At 73.4% G+C, this 17,441-nt stretch carries 14 protein-coding genes; 11 read left to right on the top strand and 3 right to left on the bottom strand.

The window, feature by feature from the left end; genetic code table 11:
* Positions 1-244: 244 nt before the first annotated feature.
* A complete protein-coding gene (locus D3105_RS23875) occupies positions 245-1,459 on the bottom strand; it encodes a pyroglutamyl peptidase (RefSeq protein WP_118905105.1) in 1,215 nt (404 codons plus the stop codon).
* 168 nt (positions 1,460-1,627) lie between these two features.
* Here D3105_RS23875 and D3105_RS23870 point away from each other — a divergent pair, with 168 nt between their 5' ends.
* The 11 genes from D3105_RS23870 (at position 1,628) to D3105_RS23820 (ending at position 15,066) form a co-directional block, all read left to right on the top strand.
* The gene (locus D3105_RS23870; protein WP_118905104.1) at positions 1,628-2,461 is read left to right on the top strand and encodes a M55 family metallopeptidase; all 834 of its coding nucleotides are present in this window, start codon (positions 1,628-1,630) and stop codon (positions 2,459-2,461) included.
* On the top strand, positions 2,454-3,797 hold the full coding sequence (locus D3105_RS23865) for a M20/M25/M40 family metallo-hydrolase (protein WP_118905103.1): 1,344 nt from the start codon (positions 2,454-2,456) through the stop codon (positions 3,795-3,797). Before D3105_RS23870 ends, D3105_RS23865 begins: the two co-directional genes overlap by 8 nt.
* A 28-nt stretch (positions 3,798-3,825) precedes the next feature.
* Positions 3,826-5,847 (top strand): S9 family peptidase, encoded by a 2,022-nt coding sequence (locus D3105_RS23860; protein WP_118905102.1) that lies wholly within the window; start codon positions 3,826-3,828, stop codon positions 5,845-5,847.
* Positions 5,844-6,806: a S66 peptidase family protein gene (locus D3105_RS23855; protein ID WP_118905101.1), complete on the top strand. Its 963-nt coding sequence runs from the start codon at positions 5,844-5,846 to the stop codon at positions 6,804-6,806. The genes D3105_RS23860 and D3105_RS23855 overlap by 4 nt, the downstream gene beginning before the upstream one ends.
* 215 nt (positions 6,807-7,021) lie before the next feature.
* Positions 7,022-8,779 (top strand): CocE/NonD family hydrolase, encoded by a 1,758-nt coding sequence (locus D3105_RS23850; RefSeq protein WP_118905100.1) that lies wholly within the window; start codon positions 7,022-7,024, stop codon positions 8,777-8,779.
* A 141-nt stretch (positions 8,780-8,920) separates the two neighbouring features.
* Positions 8,921-9,160 carry a LapA family protein gene (locus D3105_RS23845; RefSeq protein ID WP_118905099.1) on the top strand — a complete coding sequence of 80 codons (240 nt, stop codon included), beginning with the start codon at positions 8,921-8,923 and terminating at the stop codon, positions 9,158-9,160.
* 86 nt (positions 9,161-9,246) lie between these two features.
* Entirely contained in the window at positions 9,247-10,143 is an 897-nt protein-coding gene (locus D3105_RS23840) for an arginase family protein (protein ID WP_118905098.1), read from the top strand.
* Between the two features lie 177 nt (positions 10,144-10,320).
* Positions 10,321-11,526 carry a polyprenyl synthetase family protein gene (locus tag D3105_RS23835; protein ID WP_118905097.1) on the top strand — a complete coding sequence of 402 codons (1,206 nt, stop codon included), beginning with the start codon at positions 10,321-10,323 and terminating at the stop codon, positions 11,524-11,526.
* Positions 11,523-13,040 carry a phytoene desaturase gene (locus D3105_RS23830; RefSeq protein ID WP_118905096.1) on the top strand — a complete coding sequence of 506 codons (1,518 nt, stop codon included), beginning with the start codon at positions 11,523-11,525 and terminating at the stop codon, positions 13,038-13,040. The genes D3105_RS23835 and D3105_RS23830 overlap by 4 nt, the downstream gene beginning before the upstream one ends.
* A complete protein-coding gene (locus D3105_RS23825) occupies positions 13,037-14,065 on the top strand; it encodes a phytoene/squalene synthase family protein (protein ID WP_118905095.1) in 1,029 nt (342 codons plus the stop codon). The genes D3105_RS23830 and D3105_RS23825 overlap by 4 nt, the downstream gene beginning before the upstream one ends.
* A complete protein-coding gene (locus D3105_RS23820) occupies positions 14,062-15,066 on the top strand; it encodes a DUF5914 domain-containing protein (RefSeq protein WP_118905094.1) in 1,005 nt (334 codons plus the stop codon). The genes D3105_RS23825 and D3105_RS23820 overlap by 4 nt, the downstream gene beginning before the upstream one ends.
* A 39-nt stretch (positions 15,067-15,105) precedes the next feature.
* Here D3105_RS23820 and D3105_RS23815 read toward each other — a convergent pair whose 3' ends face one another.
* Entirely contained in the window at positions 15,106-16,659 is a 1,554-nt protein-coding gene (locus D3105_RS23815) for an NAD(P)/FAD-dependent oxidoreductase (protein WP_118905093.1), read from the bottom strand.
* A complete protein-coding gene (locus D3105_RS23810) occupies positions 16,659-17,375 on the bottom strand; it encodes a class I SAM-dependent methyltransferase (protein WP_118905092.1) in 717 nt (238 codons plus the stop codon). The genes D3105_RS23815 and D3105_RS23810 overlap by 1 nt, the downstream gene beginning before the upstream one ends.
* Positions 17,376-17,441: the final 66 nt, after the last annotated feature.

The following is a 17,441-nucleotide window of genomic DNA, read 5'->3' as shown; positions in this document are numbered from 1 at the left end:
CCGGCGTCAGCGCCCGCGGGCGCTGACGCCGGAACGGTCTGTGCGGCTGCCCCGGCACAGGGTGCGCCGGGATGCCGGGATGCTAGGAAGCGCCGCGCCCGGGGGAGAAGCCCCGCGCGCATTGCGTTCATAGTGTTCGCCCCGGCGGGCCGCACCACAGTCCCGCGAGCCGCCGCATCCCACGCCGCCGACCGCCGCGCCGGGATCCTGAAGCGGGATGCCGAGGCGCGGCTCGCGGCCTCGCTCAGCCGGTGGCCGTCACCGCCGTCCGCACCAGCTCCCTCACCTGGCCCACGATGTCGGCGCGGTTGCGCTCGAAGTCCGGGTCGGTGACCGTGCCCGTCTGCGGGTTCGTGTTCTCCGCGCCGAACTGGAGCACGGGGGTGTGCAGATGGCCGCCCGGCAGGCCCGGGAGGCGGAGCCGGTCGCGCAGCAGGGTGACCCGGTAGGCGATCTCGTTGGAGAGGTAGTCGCCGCCGCCCCCGGCTCGCGCCGCCGAGCCCGGGGTGGGGCCGTCGGGCCGGGTCACGGGCTGGGTGCCGCCCGCCGGGATCTCGGTGACCTCGGTGTTGTCGTACACCGGGAAGCGGCCCGTGTCCGCCTCGGTGAGCTGCCGGTACGGGAGGGTCGTGGACGTCCACTGCGGCTGCGTGGCCGGATCGGCGACGGGGACGAGCCCGGTGCTGGAGGCGTTCTCGTTGTCGGCGAAGCCGCCGCGCCAGGCGCCGTTCGTGCGTTCCACGTCGAAGCGGCCCTGACGGCCCTGGCTGACCGTGGTGAACAGGTCCAGATGCGGCAGCTGCCGGGCGAGGGCCCGCTCGACGGCCGGCCCGTCGGGCGTCTGCACCGGGGTGCCGTCCAGGGCGAGCGCGCTCGCCCCCGAGGGGTTGCCGATCCGGACGTCCCGGTCCAGCGTGAACGGGTCGAATCCGGTGACCAGGACCCGCTTCGTCCGGTGGCCCGGGTAGCGGATGTCGCCCTGGCCGCGCGACGCGGTCTCCAGGGCGGAGTGCAGGGCTTCGCGCCGCCGGTCGTCGAGGTCGAACCGGGGCGTCCAGGCGCGCAGTTCGCGGCTGAGCGCGAGCCGGGCCCAGTACAGCGGGCGGTCGTCGCCCCGGCTCAGGTCGCCCGTGGCGGGCCCTCGCCCCTGGGCCCGGTCCACGGCGCGCTGCCACAGCGCCGAGGCATGGCGGGTCACGGTGCGCTCGGCCTGCGCGTAGCTCTGCGAGCGCTCCAGGGCTCGCTCGAAGCGCGGGGCGAAGGCGTCGAATCCGCTGCGCCGCAGGATCTCCTGCGGGGCGGCCCGGTCGAGGCGCTGCTCCTCGACGGTCGCCTCCACGGGGGTGCGGGAGGTGTCCGACGGGGCTGCGGCGGCAGGCAGGGAGGAGCCCGCCAGGACGAGCAGGAGCGCCATACCGCCGAGACCGATCCGGGCCGTTGCGGGGAGTTGGTGGGTCACACGGGTCCCTTTCGTTTCACCGGGTGGGGCCCCGCAGTATCGCGGCACGGCCCGCGGCGATGCCATAGGGCACTGCGGCGGCGGGTCTCCTCCCTCCAGCGGACTGGACCTCTGGCACGCCCGCCCCTCCCTGGCCCGCGCCGCTCACGGGGCGTACGGTGAGGCGGCATGAAGATCCTCATCAGCGCCGACATGGAAGGCGCCACCGGAGTCACCTGGCCGGCCGACGTGCTGCCGGGGACTGCGCAGTGGGAGCGGTGCCGGTCGATGTTCACCTCGGACGTGAACGCCGCCGCGCTCGGCTTCTACGACGGAGGCGCTGACGAGGTCCTGGTGAACGAGGCCCACTGGTCGATGCGGAACCTGCTGCTGGAGCACATGGACGAACGGGTCCAGATGCTGACCGGCAAGCACAAGTCGCTGTCCATGGTGGAGGGCATCCAGCACGGCGACGTGGACGCGGTGGCCTTCGTCGGCTACCACACGGGGGCCGGTACGGAGGGCGTCCTCGCCCACACCTACCTCGCCAACTCCATCACCGGCGTCTGGCTGGGCGGCGTCCGCGCCAGCGAGGGCCTGCTCAACGCGCACGTCGCCGCCGAGTACGGCGTGCCCGTCGTCCTCGTCACCGGCGACGACCTGACCTGCGTGGACGCCGAGGGGTACGCTCCCGAGGCCCGGAAGGTCGCCGTGAAGGACTACGTCTCCCGGTACGCGGCGGTGTGCCGCACCCCGGCCCGTACCGCCGCCGACATCCGGGCGGCGGCGAAAGCGGCCACCGCGCTCGCGGGGCGTCGTGACCCCGTCGCCGGGAAGACGTTCACCATCGAGCTGGAGTTCGACGCCGAGCATCTGGCGGCGGCGGCGACCGTCGTCCCCGGCGTGGCGCCGAGCGGCGAGAGGCGCGTCGTGTACACCAGCGCGACGATGTACGAAGGAATTCGCACGTTCAAGGCGGTGACGACGATCGTGTCGGCCGCCGTGGAGGAACAGTATGGCTGAGGCCCCCGACCTGCTCGGACCCGTGGACCGGCAGGCTCTCGACGAAGTGGTGGCGTTCACCTCCGGGCTGATCCGCATCGACACCACGAACCGGGGCGGCGGCGACTGCCGGGAGCGCCCGGCCGCCGAGTACGTCGCCGAGCGGCTCGCGGACGCCGGGATCGAGCCGACGCTGCTGGAGCGCACCCCCGGTCGGACCAACGTGGTCGCCCGGATCCCCGGCACCGACCCCTCAGCCGACGCGTTGCTCGTCCACGGCCACCTCGACGTGGTGCCCGCCGAACCCGCCGACTGGACCGTGCACCCCTTCTCCGGCGAGGTCCGCGACGGCGTCGTGTGGGGGAGGGGCGCCGTCGACATGAAGAACATGGACGCGATGGTCCTCTCCGTCGTACGGGGCTGGGCCCGCGAGGGCTTCCGCCCGGCGCGCGACATCGTCATCGCCTACACCGCCGACGAGGAGGACAGCGCCGCCGACGGGTCCGGCTTCCTCGCCGAGCAGCACGCCGACCTCTTCGAGGGCTGTACCGAGGGGATCAGCGAGTCCGGGGCCTTCACCTTCCACGCGGGCGACGGCCTCTCGCTGTACCCGATCGCGGCGGGCGAGCGCGGCACCGGCTGGCTGAAGCTGACCGCCGAGGGCCGGGCCGGGCACGGCTCCAAGGTGAACCGGGAGAACGCGGTGAGCGCGCTGGCCGCCGCCGTCGCCCGGATCGGCGAGCACGAGTGGCCCATCCGCCTCACCCCGACCGTCCGGGCCGCGATCACCGAGATCGCCGCCCTGCACGGCATCACCGCCGACCTCGACGACCCCGGCTTCGACGTCGCCCAGCTCCTCGGCAAGCTCGGCCCGGCCGCCTCCCTCGTCGAGAACACCATCCGCAACAGCAGCAACCCGACGATGCTGGACGCCGGTTACAAGGTCAACGTCATCCCCGGCCACGCCACGGCCTACGTCGACGGACGTATGGTCCCCGGCGGCGACGAGGAGTTCCACGCCACCCTGGACCGGCTCACCGGGCCGCTCGTCGACTGGGAGTTCTACCACCGCGAGAGGGCCCTGACGGCGCCGGTCGACTCACCGACGTACGCCAAGTTGCGTGCCGCCGTCGAGCGGTTCGACCCGGGCGCGCACACCGTCCCGTACTGCATGTCGGGCGGCACCGACGCCAAGCAGTTCTCCCGCCTCGGCATCACCGGCTACGGCTTCACCCCGCTGAAGCTGCCCGTCGGCTTCGACTACCAGCGGCTCTTCCACGGCGTCGACGAGCGCGTCCCCGTCGACGCCCTCCACTTCGGCGTCCGCGTCCTCGACCACTACCTGCGCACCGCCTGACCGCCTTGTCCCGGGGGGAACGACCAACGTGAGCACCGTGCCCGCAGCAGCAGCGCCGTACGGCACCTGGCCGTCGCCGATCGACGCGGCGCTCGCCGCCTCGCACGACGGCCGGCCCGACCACCTCGGCACCGTCGGGGACGAGGTCTGGTGGACCGAGCCGCGCCCCGCCGAGGGCGGCCGCCGCGCGCTGATCCGCCGCCGCGCGGACGGCACCACCGCACCCGCGCTGCCCGCCCCCTGGAACGCCCGCAGCCGGGTGATCGAGTACGGCGGACAGCCCTGGGCCGGCACCGTGCGCGCGAACGGTGAACCCCTCGTGGTGTTCGTCCACTTCACCGACCAGCGGCTGTACGCCTACGCCCCCGACGGACCGGACGAGCCCTGGCCGCTCACCCCGCTCTCCGAGGTCGGCGGCGGGCTGCGCTGGGTGGACCCGCAGGTGCGCCCGGAGCAGGGGAGGGCGGGCGAAGTCTGGTGCGTGCTGGAGGAGTTCACCGGGCCCGCCCCCACCGACGTACGACGGGTCGTCGCCGCCGTACCGCTGGACGGCTCGGCGGCCGACGACCGCACGGCGGTCCGTGAACTCTCGGACGACCGGCATCGGTTCGTCACCGGGCCCAAGGTCTCCCACGACGGGCGGCGGGCCGCCTGGATCGCCTGGGACCACCCGGCGATGCCCTGGGACGGCACGGTGGTCATGCTGGCCGACATCACCGAAGCGGGCGCGTTCACCGGCGTCCGGCCTCTCGTCGGGGACCTCGACGAATCGGTGTGCCAGGTGGAGTGGGACCGCGACGGCAGCCTCCTGTTCGTCTCCGATCTCTCCGGCTGGTGGGAGCTCCAGCGCATCCGCCCCGACGTCGTCGCGGGCGGCGTGGTCCCCAGCAGCCGCCTCCTGCCGCCCCGGGGCGAGGAGTTCGGCGGGCCGCTATGGAAGATCGGGCTGCGCTGGTTCCATCCGCTGGACAACGGGCTGATCGCCGTCCTGCACGGCAAGGGCGACCACCGCCTCGGCATCCTCGACCCGGAGACCGGCGAACTCGCCGACGCCCCGGGCCCCTGGACCGCCTGGTCCGACACGCTCACCGTGCACGGCAGCCGGGTCGTCGGCGTCGCGGCGAGCCCCCGCAGCGCCCCCGAGGTCGTCGAGCTGGACACCACGACCGGACGCACCCGCACCATCGGCGCACCCCACCGGGACGCCATCGACCCCGCGTACTATCCCGACCCCGAGCAGCGGACCTTCACCGGCCCCGACGGCCGCGAGATCCACGCCCACATCCACCCGCCGCACCACCCCGAACACACCGGTCCCGAGGGCGAGAAGCCTCCGTACGTCGTCTGGGCGCACGGCGGCCCCACCGGCCACTCCCCGCTCGTCCTCGACCTGGAGATCGCCTACTTCACCTCGCGCGGCATCGGCGTGGCCGAGGTGAACTACGGCGGCTCCACCGGCTACGGACGCGCCTACCGCGAACGGCTGCGCGGCGCATGGGGCCTGGTCGACGTGGCGGACTGCGCGGCCGTCGCCTCGGCCCTGGTCGAGGAGGGCGCGGCCGACCCGGACCGGCTCGCGATCCGGGGCGGCAGCGCGGGCGGCTGGACCACCGCCGCCTCGCTGACCAGCACCGACCTCTACGCCTGCGGGACGATCCTCTACCCGATCCTGGACCTCGAAGGGTGGGCCACCGACGAGACCCACGACTTCGAATCGCGGTACCTGGAATCCCTCGTCGGCCCGTTCGCCGAGGTGCCCGAGCGCTACCGGGAACGCTCCCCGATGAACCGCACCGACCGGCTGAACACCCCGTTCCTGCTGCTCCAGGGCCTCGACGACGTGATCTGCCCGCCCGCCCAGAGCGAGCGGTTCCTCGCCGCCGTGGCCGGCCGGGGCATCGCCCACGCCTACATCGCCTTCGCGGGGGAGAGCCACGGATTCCGGCGCGTGGAGACCCTGGTCCGTGCCTTGGAGGCCGAACTCTCCCTCTACGCCAAGACGTTCGGCATCGAGCGGCCCGACGTACCACCCCTGGAGCTGACGACGTGACCCGCCAGGACCCCGGCCCTCTCGCGCCGCTCACCCGGCCGGCCCGGCTGCGCCCCGGCTCCCGGGTCGCCGTCGTCGCGCCGAGCGGACCGGTCCCCGCCGACCGGCTGGAGGAAGGCCTCGCCGTCCTGCGCGACTGGGGTCTCGAACCCGTCGTAGGGCCCCATGTCCGTTCCACGCACCTGGAGTTGGACTACCTCGCGGGGGCGGACGCGGACCGTGCGGCGGACCTTCAGGCCGCGTGGTGCGACCCGTCCGTGGAGGCCGTGCTCTGCGCCCGGGGCGGCTTCGGCGCACACCGGATGGTCGACCTGGTCGACTGGGCGGCGATCCGGGCCGCCGGGCCCAAGGCGTTCGTCGGCTACAGCGACATCACCGTGCTGCACGAGGCGTTCGCCCTGCGGGCCGGGTTCGCCACCCTGCACGGACCGATGGTCGCCACCGAGACGTTCCTGAAGGACGCGCCGACCCGTGAGCATCTGCGCGCCACCCTCTTCGAGCCGGAGACCGTGCGCACCCTCGGCCTCGCGTCGGCCGGGGCCCTGGTCCCCGGCCGGGCCGAAGGCGTCCTGTACGGCGGATGCGTCAGCCTGCTCGCCGCCGACACCGGCACCCCGGGCGGCCGGTCCCACGCCCGCGGCGGCCTGCTGGTGATCGAGGACACCGGGGAGGAGCCCTACCGGCTCGACGGCATCCTCACCCGGCTCCTGCGCTCCGGAGCCCTGGCCGGGGTCGGCGGGGTGGCCTGTGGCTCATGGCAGGAGTGCGGGCCGTACGAGAGGATTCGCGCCGTGCTCGCCGACCGGCTCGGCCCGCTGGGCATACCCGTGGTCGAGGAGCTGGGGTTCGGCCACGGGGCGACCGCGCTGACGATTCCCCTGGGTCTGCCCGCGGTGCTCGACGCACCGGCGGACGGCGGGCGTTGCACGCTCACCGTCGAGGTGCCCGCCCTGCTCTGAGCTTCTCGGCCGCTCCCTCATCCGCGCTCGCACCGCCTTCGGTGCGGGCGCGGAGGTGTGTGCTTTCACGCGGGAAAGTGAACATCCGTCAAGAACTGCTGACCGATGCGTTGACACGGATATGACCTGTGTCACAGCATGAGCGCGACCCAATACTTACCGGTCGGTAAGGTGCCCTCGGTGTGGAGGTCTTCGTGTCAGGTGCTGTTTCCAGAGTGCGCGACCCGCTCGTCGCGGTCGCCGGGGCGGCCCTCGTCGCCCCCCTCGTCCTCGCCGGCCCGGCCCGGGCCGACACCGCCCCGTACACCGTCACCCCGCTGACGTTCACCGTCGGGGCGGGCGACCGCACCTGCACGGTGGACGCCGATCTCTACCGGCCCGCCGGGGCCGACGCCGACAACCCGGCCCCCGCCGTCCTCGCCACCAACGGCTTCGGCGGCAGCAAGTCCGACGGCTCCACCGACGCCATCGGCAAGGCCTTCGCCGAGCGCGGCTACGTCGGGCTCGTCTACTCGGGCCTCGGCTTCGGCAAGTCCGGCTGCCTGATCACCCTCGACGACCCCGCCGTCGACGGCCAAGCGGCAAGCGAACTCCTGGACTTCCTCGGGGGAGTTCGCGCGGCCGACGACGGGACGAAGGCCGACTTCGTCACCCGGGACGCCGGTGGCGACCCGCGCGTCGGCATGATCGGCGGCTCCTACGGCGGCGCGATCCAGCTGGCGACCGCCGCCGTCGACCCCCGCGTCGACGCCCTCGTCCCGCTGATCACCTGGAACGACCTCGCCTACGCACTCGCCCCCAACAACACCGGGGCGCGCACGGGAGTCACGTCCGACACCCCCGGGGTCTTCAAGTGGCAGTGGGCCAACGGCTTCTATCTGATCGGGGAGGGACAGCCCCTCCTCAACCCGAGCCTGGACCCCTCCCGGATCAACCGGCTGGACTGCCTGCACTTCGCCACCCGCGCCTGCGAGACCATCCGGCTGCTCAACTCCGGCCGCTACCCGGCCGACAAGGCGCAGGAGATGCTCGCGTACGCGCGCAGCGTCTCGCCCGTCTCCTACCTCGACCGGGTCAAGGCCCCCACCCTCGTCGTCCAGGGCCAGGCCGACAGCCTCTTCAACCTCAACGAGGCCACCGCCACCTACCGGACGCTCAAGGCGCAGGGCACCGAGACCAAGATGATCTGGCAGTCCTGGGGGCACAGCGGCGGCCAGGTCCCCGGCGAACTCGACCTGAGCCAGGGCAATCTGGAGACCAGTCACGTCGGGCAGCGGGTGCTGGCCTGGTTCGACCGCTACCTCCACAAGAACACCGGCGTCGACACCGGGCCCGCCCTCTCCTACTACCGCGACTGGCAGAGCGGCTACGGCACCGCAGCCGACGTCCCCGCCCTCTCGCAGTCCCTCTACCTCTCCGGCGACGGCAAACTCGTCGACAACCGCTCCAAGGTCGCGCGCGGCAGCCGCCAGTACACCAACTGGCTCGTGCCCACCAGCCACTCCGAGAGCTCCATCGCCCCGCTGATCGGACTGCCCGACCCGAAGCCGTACGACACGAAGGGCACCTACCTCGGCTGGCGCAGCGAACCCCTCACCGCACCCCTCGACGTCGTCGGCGCGCCAAAGGCCACCCTGAAGGTCGTCTCGCCGAAGGCGGAGCGGGTCCAGCACAGCGGCGACGCCTCCGACAAGCTCGTCCTGTTCGCCAAGGTCTACGACGTCGCCCCCGACGGCAGCCGGAAGCTGGTGAACCGGCTCGTCTCCCCGGTCAGGGTCCCCGACGTCACCCGGCCCTTCACGGTCGAGCTGCCCGGCATCGTCCACCGGTACGAGAAGGGGCACCGCCTGGAGTTCGTGATCGCCGCCGGCGACACCGCGTACTTCGGCAACCGGGGCATCAAGCCCGTCACCGTCCTCCACGCCCCCGACGACACCGGCGTACTGGAACTCCCGGTCGTCCCGGCGGGCTGACGCCCCCACCCGCCCGTTCACCCGAACGGCGCAACATCACCGCCCCCCGGACCCGGCATCCGCTCATGCTGGGACCCCGGGGGGCGGCCGCGTGCACGACGGCGGGCCGGACGGGCGAGGAACGAGCGGAAGGGCCGGACCATGAGCCCCAAGGACGTATCGAGCGACAGCGGGCGTGCTGAGGGATGGCTCACCCCGGGACGCATCGCGGTCGGCGTGGTGGTCGTGCTCGTCATCGTGTTCATCTGCGTGAACACCAACGACGTCACCATCCGGGTGCTGATTCCCGAGGTGACGATGCCGCTGTGGTCCGCCCTGGCCGCCATGTTCCTGATCGGACTCGGCTGCGGCGGTTACCTCTTCCGCCGCCGGGGAAAGTGACGACGGGCGCAGAGCCGTTCCAGGCTCCGCACCCTGTCGGCGAAACCGCTTGAGGGGGGTGCGCCACCGCGGCGAGGATGATCCGCATGCGTACGATCGTGGTCCTCGACGCCCCGTCCAACCTCGGCCTGCGGCCTCCGTCTCCCGGTACCGTCCCGGGCTGCTACAAGCTGGCCGGCGCCCTGCGCGAGCAACGGATCGTGGCCCGCCTCGGCGCGCTCGAAGGAGGCGTCGTGGTGCCGCCGCGCTACGACCTCGGCGACTGGCAGGAGGGCGACGGGGTGTTCAACGCCGCCGCCATCGCCCGCTACACGCGCACCCTCGCCGACCGCATCGAAGGGCACGTACGGGCCGGTGAGTTCGCCCTCGTCCTCGGCGGCGACTGCTCCATCCAGCTCGGCGCGGCCCTCGCCCTGCGCCGCATCGGCCGGTACGGTCTCGCCGCCGTCGACGGATCCGCCGACTTCCGGCACACCGGCAACAGCGACCGGATCGGCGCGGCGGGCGGCGAGGAGCTGGCCATCGCCACCGGCCGGGGGCAGGCGGACCTCAGCGACATCGAAGGGCTCGGCCCCTACCTCAAGGACGAGGACGTCCGTCTCTTCGGCATGCGGGACGAGGACGAGGACCAGGCCGAACTGGCCGCACTGAAGATCCCCAACGCCACCGTCGGCCAGATCCGGGAGTGGGGAGCGGCCGATCTCGCACGGGCCACCGTGGAGAGCCTGGAGACGCCCGCCCTCGACGGCTACTGGGTCCACCTGGACGCCGACGTCCTGGACCCGAGCGTCATGCCCGCCGTCGACAGCCCGGACGACGGCGGCCTCCTCCCGGACGAACTCGCCCCGCTGCTGCGGACGCTGGTCTCCTCCCCGCGCTGCGTCGGGCTCAATGTCACCATCTACGACCCCGACCTCGACCCGGACGGCACGGCGGGCGCACTGCTCGCCGACCTCGTCGTCGGCGCGCTCAAGGAGGTGTGAGGACGCTCCTCTCAGGGCGGCCCCGCCCGGTCTCGGCATGGACGCGTACGTCCGACGGGGCGAGGACCTGCCGGACGCACTGTCACGCGGCTGGCCTCGATAGGGGAGGGCCTGGCGGGGTACGTGATGCAGCGAATGACCGCTATTCCTCCTCACCCCCGACGGAAAGGGCCTGAGATGGGCCGTCTGCAGCCCGCGGACCACGCGTTCGCCGGCCTCGTGCCACCCGACGTCGGCCCGCCCGAGCCCTGGCACCCAGGGTCCCTCCGGGAGGCGCAGGCCGTCGACGACGATGTCGTCGGGGCCGTCCGGCGGACGGCCGAGTCCGTGCTGGCGGAGTGCGTGGCCGAAGCAGCCCTCCATGACCCCGAATTCTCCGACGACGTGGCGCACCTGGTCGCCGACTTCACCCTGCGGGGCGGCAAGCGCATGCGGCCTCGCCTGCTGTGGTGGGCCATGCGTGCCTGTGGCGGGGCCGAAACCCGGGCCGCACTGCGGCTGGGCGTGGGTCTGGAGCTGATCCAGGCCTGCGCCCTCATCCAGGACGACGTGATGGACCGTTCGCGTACGAGGCGTGGACGGCCCGCCGTCCACGTCGCCCTGACCGAGCGGGCGGGTCTTCCGGCCGAATCCGTGGCGGGCGCGGCCTTCGGCGCCTCCGCCGCCATCCTCGCGGGGGATCTCGCGCTGGTGTGGGCCGATGACACGGTCACGGAGACGTTCCTGCCGTCCGCGCGGCGACGCCGGGTGAGAGCCCTGTGGCGGGCCATGCGCGGTGAGATGGTCGCCGGGCAGTATCTGGACCTGCGCGGCCAGATCGGTGGCGGTGTCTCGGCGGCGCGTGCCCTGCGCACTGCTTGCCTCAAGAGCGCTCTGTACTCGGTGGAGCGGCCCGTGGCGCTGGGCGCCGCCCTGGCCGGCGCGGACGAGTGGACCACCGACGCCCTGTGCTCGGCGAGCCGGTACGCCGGAGTGGCCTTCCAGCTTCGGGACGATCTGCTGGGGGTGTTCGGAGATCCGGCCGTCACCGGGAAGCCCTCCGGGGACGATATCCGCGAGGGCAAGCCGACCTATCTGCTGGCGATGGCCCGTACCTGTGCCGGTGCCGCCGGCGACCACCGGGCCCTGGCCGTGCTGGACCGTGCCGTCGGCAACTCGGACCTCGACGAGGACGGCCTCGGGGAGGTACGCGCCGTTCTGGAGTCCACCGGTGCCCGCGCGCTGGTGGAGGCCAAGGCGGAGCGTCTGGGCGAGCGGGCCGCGCGGAGACTGGTCCAGGCCGTCGACATCGACGCGCACGCGGGCGGCCGGCTGCAGGCCCTGCTGCGCGCGGTGGCTGCGCCCCCCTCACTCAGCATGGTCGAAGGGGGCTGCACCCAGTGATCACGATCAAGGGGCCGGTCGACCACGTCGTGGTGATCGGCGCGGGGCTCTCCGGGCTCTCCGCCGCACTCCACCTGCTCGGCGCGGGGCGCACGGTGACCGTCGTCGAACGCGACGCGCTGCCCGGCGGCCGAGCCGGTCTCCTGACGCAGGGCGGCTACCGCATCGACACCGGGCCGACCGTGCTGACCATGCCGGACCTGGTGGAGGAAGCCTTCGCCGCCGTCGGCGACAGGATGGCCGACCGCCTGGAACTGATCCGGCTGGACCCCGCCTACCGGGCCAGGTTCGCGGACGGGTCACAGCTCGACGTCCACACCGACGGAGCGGCCATGGAGGCGGCTGTGGAACAGTTCGCCGGGGCCCGGCAGGCGGTCGGCTACCGGCGGCTGCGGAACTGGCTGGAGCGGCTTTACGAGGTGCAGATGCGCCGCTTCATCGACGCGAACTTCGACTCGCCCCTCCAACTGCTGCACCCCGACCTCGTGCGGCTCGCGGCTCTCGGCGGGTTCGGCCGGCTCGACGCCCGGATCGGGCGCTTTGTCTCCGACGAGCGGCTGCGCCGGGTCTTCTCCTTCCAGGCGCTGTACGCCGGGGTGCCCCCGGCCAGGGCGCTGGCCGCGTACGCGGTGATCGCCTACATGGACACCGTCGCCGGGGTGTACTTCCCGCGCGGCGGCATGCACGCCCTGCCCACCGCGATGGCCCGGACGGCCGCCGACGCGGGAGGCGACTTCCGCTACGGGCAGACGGTGCAGCGGCTGGAGCGTTCCGGCGACCGGATCACCGCGGTCGTCACGGACCAAGAACGCATCCCGTGCGACGCGGTGGTCCTGACCCCCGATCTGCCCGTCAGCTACGGTCTCCTGGGCCACGCCCCGCGCCGGCCGCTGCCGCTGAGGCACTCGCCGTCCGCGGTGATCCTGCACGCGGGCACGGACCGTACGTGGCCGGATCTCGCGCACCACACCATCTCCTTCGGGGCCGCCTGGAAGAGCACCTTCCGCCAGCTCACCCGCACCGGCGAGCTGATGTCGGACCCCTCGCTCCTGATCACCCGGCCCACGGCCACCGACCCCTCCCTCGCCCCGCCCGGCAAGCACCTCCACTACATCCTCGCGCCCTGCCCGAACACCACGATCGGGCCCGGCGTGCGCGAGTGGCGGGAGCTGGGCCCCCGCTATCGGGACGAGCTGCTCACCTGGCTGGACCGGCGCGAGATGCCGGGGCTGGGTGCGGCGATCGAGCAGGAGGGGCTGGTCACCCCCGTCGACTGGACCGCCCAGGGGCACGGGGCCGGCACACCCTTCGCGGTGGCCCACACCTTCCCCCAGACCGGCCCGTTCCGCCCGCGCAACCTGGTGCGGGGCACCGCCAACGCCGTCCTCGCCGGGTGCGGCACCTCTCCGGGCGTCGGCGTGCCGACCGTGCTGATCTCGGGGAAGCTGGCGGCGCAGAGGATCACCGGCCCACCCGCCGCCCCAGCCCGACGCACGAGAGGCGCCGCCGTATGACCGCCCGTGAGCTGGATGCCGCAGGCATCCACGAGCCTGGCCTCCGCGCCGCCTACACCCGCTGCCGCGACCTCAACGCCCGGCACGGGAAGACCTACTTCCTCGCGACGCGGCTGCTGCCCGTGGACAGGCGGGTGGCCGTACACGCCCTGTACGGCTTCGCCCGCTGGGCCGACGACATCGTGGACGACCTCGACTCCACCGCCACCGCCGAGGAGCGCGCCGCGGCCCTGACGGCTCTGGAGACCCAGCTGGAGAACGGGCTGCGCGACGGACGGGCCACCGAACCCGTGATCCGCGCACTCGTCGACACGGCCGACCGCTACGGCATCGACCACCGGCACTTCGCCGACTTCCTGGCCTCCATGCGCAGCGATCTGACGATCACCGGCTACGCCTCGCTGGACGACCTGGACGGCTACATGCACGGGTCGGCCGCGGTGATCGGCCTGCAGATGCTGCCGGTGCTCGGAACGGTGACCCGGCAGGAGGAAGCCGCCGGGCCCGCGGCCGCGCTCGGCATCGCCTTCCAGCTCACCAATTTCCTGCGGGACGTCGGCGAGGACCTGGACCGGGGCAGGCTCTACCTTCCGGCCGACCTGATCGCCGCGCACGGAGTGGACCGGGCACGTCTGGAGTGGAGCCGGCGCACCAGTACGCGCGACCCCAGGATCACCGACGCGCTGCGGGCGTTCGCCGCCCACACGAGGACGGTCTACCGCCGGGCCCTGCCGGGACTGGGGATGCTGGACCCGATGGCGCGGCCCTGCATCCGTACGGCGTTCGTGCTCTACAGCGGCATCCTCGACGCGATCGAGGCCGAGGACTACACGGTCCTGCACCGCCGCGCCGTCGTCCCACGCCGACGCCGGGCGGTCGTGGCGCTGGACGGCCTCGCCCGCGCGCTCGCCGCCCGCGCCCCGGTCCGGCACCGGACGAAGACGGTGACCTTCCGGCGCCCCGCCCCTCCGGCCCGTAGCGTCCTCACCGGCACCGCCACGCCCGTACGAGTGGAGGCCGCGTGAGGCCGTCCGCGCGACGCCGCATCCCGTTGCGACTGCGGCGGGTACCCGTGCCCTGGGAACGGCAGGAGCCGACCTGGCGGGCCGCGAAGCCCTCCCTCATCGCCCAGGCCCTCAAACGGGCGCAGAGCCGCCCCTCCGGCAACTGGTACGTCATCGGCGCCTCGCGAGACCTTCCCCCGGGAAAGACTCTCGGCATCACGGTCGGCTCGACCGAGGTCGTCGCCTGGCGCGACGACGACGGCAGGCTGCACACCGGCCCCGGGGCCTGCCCCCACCTCGGGGCGCCACTCCAGGAGAGCCCCGTGCGCTGCGGCACGCTGGTCTGCCACTGGCACGGTCTCGCCCTGGACGGCGGGCCGGTCGCCGGATGGGAGCCCTACCCGGCCTTCGACGACGGCGTGCTGCTCTGGGTACGGCTGGACCGCATGGGCGGCGAGGAACCCACCGAGCGGCCCCGCGTTCCGGTCCGGCCGCTCCTGGGCGACGGGGTCGACGCGGTCTACAGCGCGGTGGGGCGGTGCGAGCCGGAGGACGTGGTGGCCAACCGGCTCGACCCGTGGCACGGGGCCTGGTTCCACCCGTACTCCTTCGTCGACCTGACCGTGACGGACGTACCCGGCGACAGCACCGGGGACGACGACGGGTTCCTGGTCGAAGTGTCCTTCAGGGTGGCCGGGCGGTTGGTCGTCCCGGTCCTGGCCAGGTTCACCGCACCCGAGCCCCGCACCGTCGTCATGCACATCGTCGAGGGCGAAGGAGCGGGGTCCGTCGTCGAGACCCACGCCACCCCGCTGGCCCCCGACGAGCAGGGCCGGCCCCGCACCGCCGTCGTCGAGGCACTCGTCGCGGCCTCCGACCGCCGGGGGTTCGCGGTGGCCCGGGCGGCGGCGCCGATGCTCCGGCCGCTGATGCGGGCATCGGCCGGCCGGCTGTGGCGCGACGACCTGGCGTACGCCGAGCGGCGCTGGGAGCTGCGGGCGCAGGGGCGGTTCCCCGGCTGACGTCCGGCGAAACCGGCCGGGGAACCGCCTGTTCGTGCGTCAGCCGCCGAGCGCGGCGAGCCCCCGCAGCGGCAGGGACCGTCCGGTGCGCGGGACCGTCCACAGGGTCTGCCCGCGCACGCCCCACCGCTCCAGGTGCGCGTTGGCTGCGAGGAACCCGCTGGTGGCCGCGCGTTCCATCAGCGCCACCGGCAGACCGGTGCGGACCAGGTCTCCGGCCACCGTGACGGCAGGATCCGGGCTGCGAACGCCCGGCCGGTCCCGGTAGCCGCCCACCGGGAACATCGGGCAGTCCGCCCGCCATTCGTGGCGCTCGTCGACCACCCGGGCCCGGGACGTCTCCGGGTAGATCCGGTGCAGCTGACGGACCGCCTCCGCACGGACCACGCCCCGGTCGGCGTCCGGCGAGACCGCGTAGGCGTGCAGTTCCACCACCGAGCCGCCGGAATGCCGGGCCCAGCGCGCCGCCTCGCCCTCCCAGCGGTCGAGGACGCTCACGTTGTCCAGCGGGCCGTAGCCGCTGGTGCCGAGGAATCCGGGCCGGTCGGGCGCCACCGGGCGGTCCAGCCAGAGCCGGGACACCAGGAACGGCGGAGCGGTCCGCGACCGGCCGATCCGCGCTCGCCAGTCCGGGTCACCCAGCTCGGGAGACGCGCCCACGACCTGGCGCAGCCCGGCGCCGTCCAGGGCGAGGACGAGGGCGTCGCAGCGCGCGGTGTCCTGATCTGTGGTGACGTTGAGGCCGCCGTCGGGCTGCGGGCGCACCTGCCGGACGGGGGTGCTCGTGCGCACGGAGACGCCGTGGCTCTCCAGATAGCCGCGCAACGGGTCCCACAGGGCGGTGGGGAAGGGTTCGGAGGGAACGTCGAAGAGCAGGCCCTCGCTGGAGCCGAGGAAGTAGATGTGGAACATCAGGACCAGCTCCGCCGCCGACAGTTCACGCGGGTCGGCGAAGAAGCTGCGGGAGAAGACCTCGAAGGCCAGGTGGTGGGCGGCCTCGGGGAACCGGATGCGGGCAAGGAAGTCGTGGGCGCTGACCCCGTCGAGCTGCTCGTACACCTCCGGGACCCGCACGTCCAGCAGCGGCAGGGCGGCGCGCGGACTCATCCTGGCCAGGTCGCGCACGCCGAAGGTCGGGCTGAGCGCGACGAAACCGAGAGCGCTGAGCGGCGGGGTGCGCGGGACGCGGGCGAAGCTGTCGTGCAGTCCGGAGCTGTGCCGCAGGGGGTAGTCGGGCAGCGGCGTCAGTGAGTCGAGACCGGGGTCGACCCGGCGCAGCAGCCCGCGCAGGTTGTAGTACTGCCGGAAGAAGGCGTGGAAGCCGCGGCTCATGGTGACGGTCGAACCGTCCGCGAGCCGGGTCGGCCACCCGGCCAGCCGCCCGCCGAGATCCGGCTCGCTCTCGTAGAGGGTGACACGTACGCCTCGCTCGGCCAGTCCGGTGGCGGCCGCGATCCCGGCCAGGCCGCCGCCGACGACCGCGGCGGTAGGAGCCTCTCCCGTGAAACGGGCGCGGCCGCCGTGCGCGTGGACCACGGCGGCCCGCCGGTCCCGGCCGTGACGGCCGGCGCGGCCGTTCCGCCTCGGCACCATCACGCCTCCTGCGCGGTGCGGCCGACGAAGGTGTGCGTGATGCCGGTCTGCCAGCCGGGCAGTGGCAGGACGCGGACATCCTGGAATCCGGTCCTTCGTAGCCGTCCGGCGAACTCCGCAGCCGTATCGAAGGTGTTCACGCTCTCCTGGAGGTGGCGGTACAGCCGTGCGTCCCCGGTGAGCCGTCCGGCGGGCCGGATGATCGTCGAACAGACCGTGTTCCAGACGGCCCGGTCCACCGGTGATCCGCCGAGCGTGTACTCGTGCACGGCGAGCCGGCCGGACGGGACCAGAAGCCGGCGCACCAGGCGCAGAACCGCGTCGGCGTCCTGGACGTTGCGGAACAGGTAGCCCGCGAACACCGCGTCGAAGGAGCCCGGCGCCAGATGGTCGGCCAGCGCCTCCGCCGGGGCGTGGACGAACTCGACGTGCGATAGCCGGGGTTTGGCCGCCGCTCGCTCCAGCATCCCCGCTGCGGCGTCGACACCGGTGACGCGGGCGAGCGGGGCGGCGGCGATCAGCGCCTCGGTGGAGGCACCGGTGCCGCATCCCAGATCCAGGACGCGCAGTCCCGCACCGCCGTCCGCCAGGCCGAGCCGTCGCGCGGAGCGACGCAGATGCGCGTGGTAACCGGGGCTGGCCGCGACGAGCCGGTCGTAGGCCGCGGAGCCCCGGTCGAAGGCTTCGGACAGTGCGTCACCGCGCAACAGGGTCATGAGCTGCTCTCTTCCGGACGGACGGGTGGGGGAGGGAGGGGGCGGGGTGGACGGCGAGGGACGAAG

The organism is Streptomyces globisporus, from assembly GCF_003501885.1.
In the GTDB taxonomy this organism is placed as follows: domain Bacteria; phylum Actinomycetota; class Actinomycetes; order Streptomycetales; family Streptomycetaceae; genus Streptomyces; species Streptomyces globisporus_D.
Note: the sequence above shows the minus strand (reverse complement) of the source record. Positions and strands in the feature narration are given on the sequence as shown.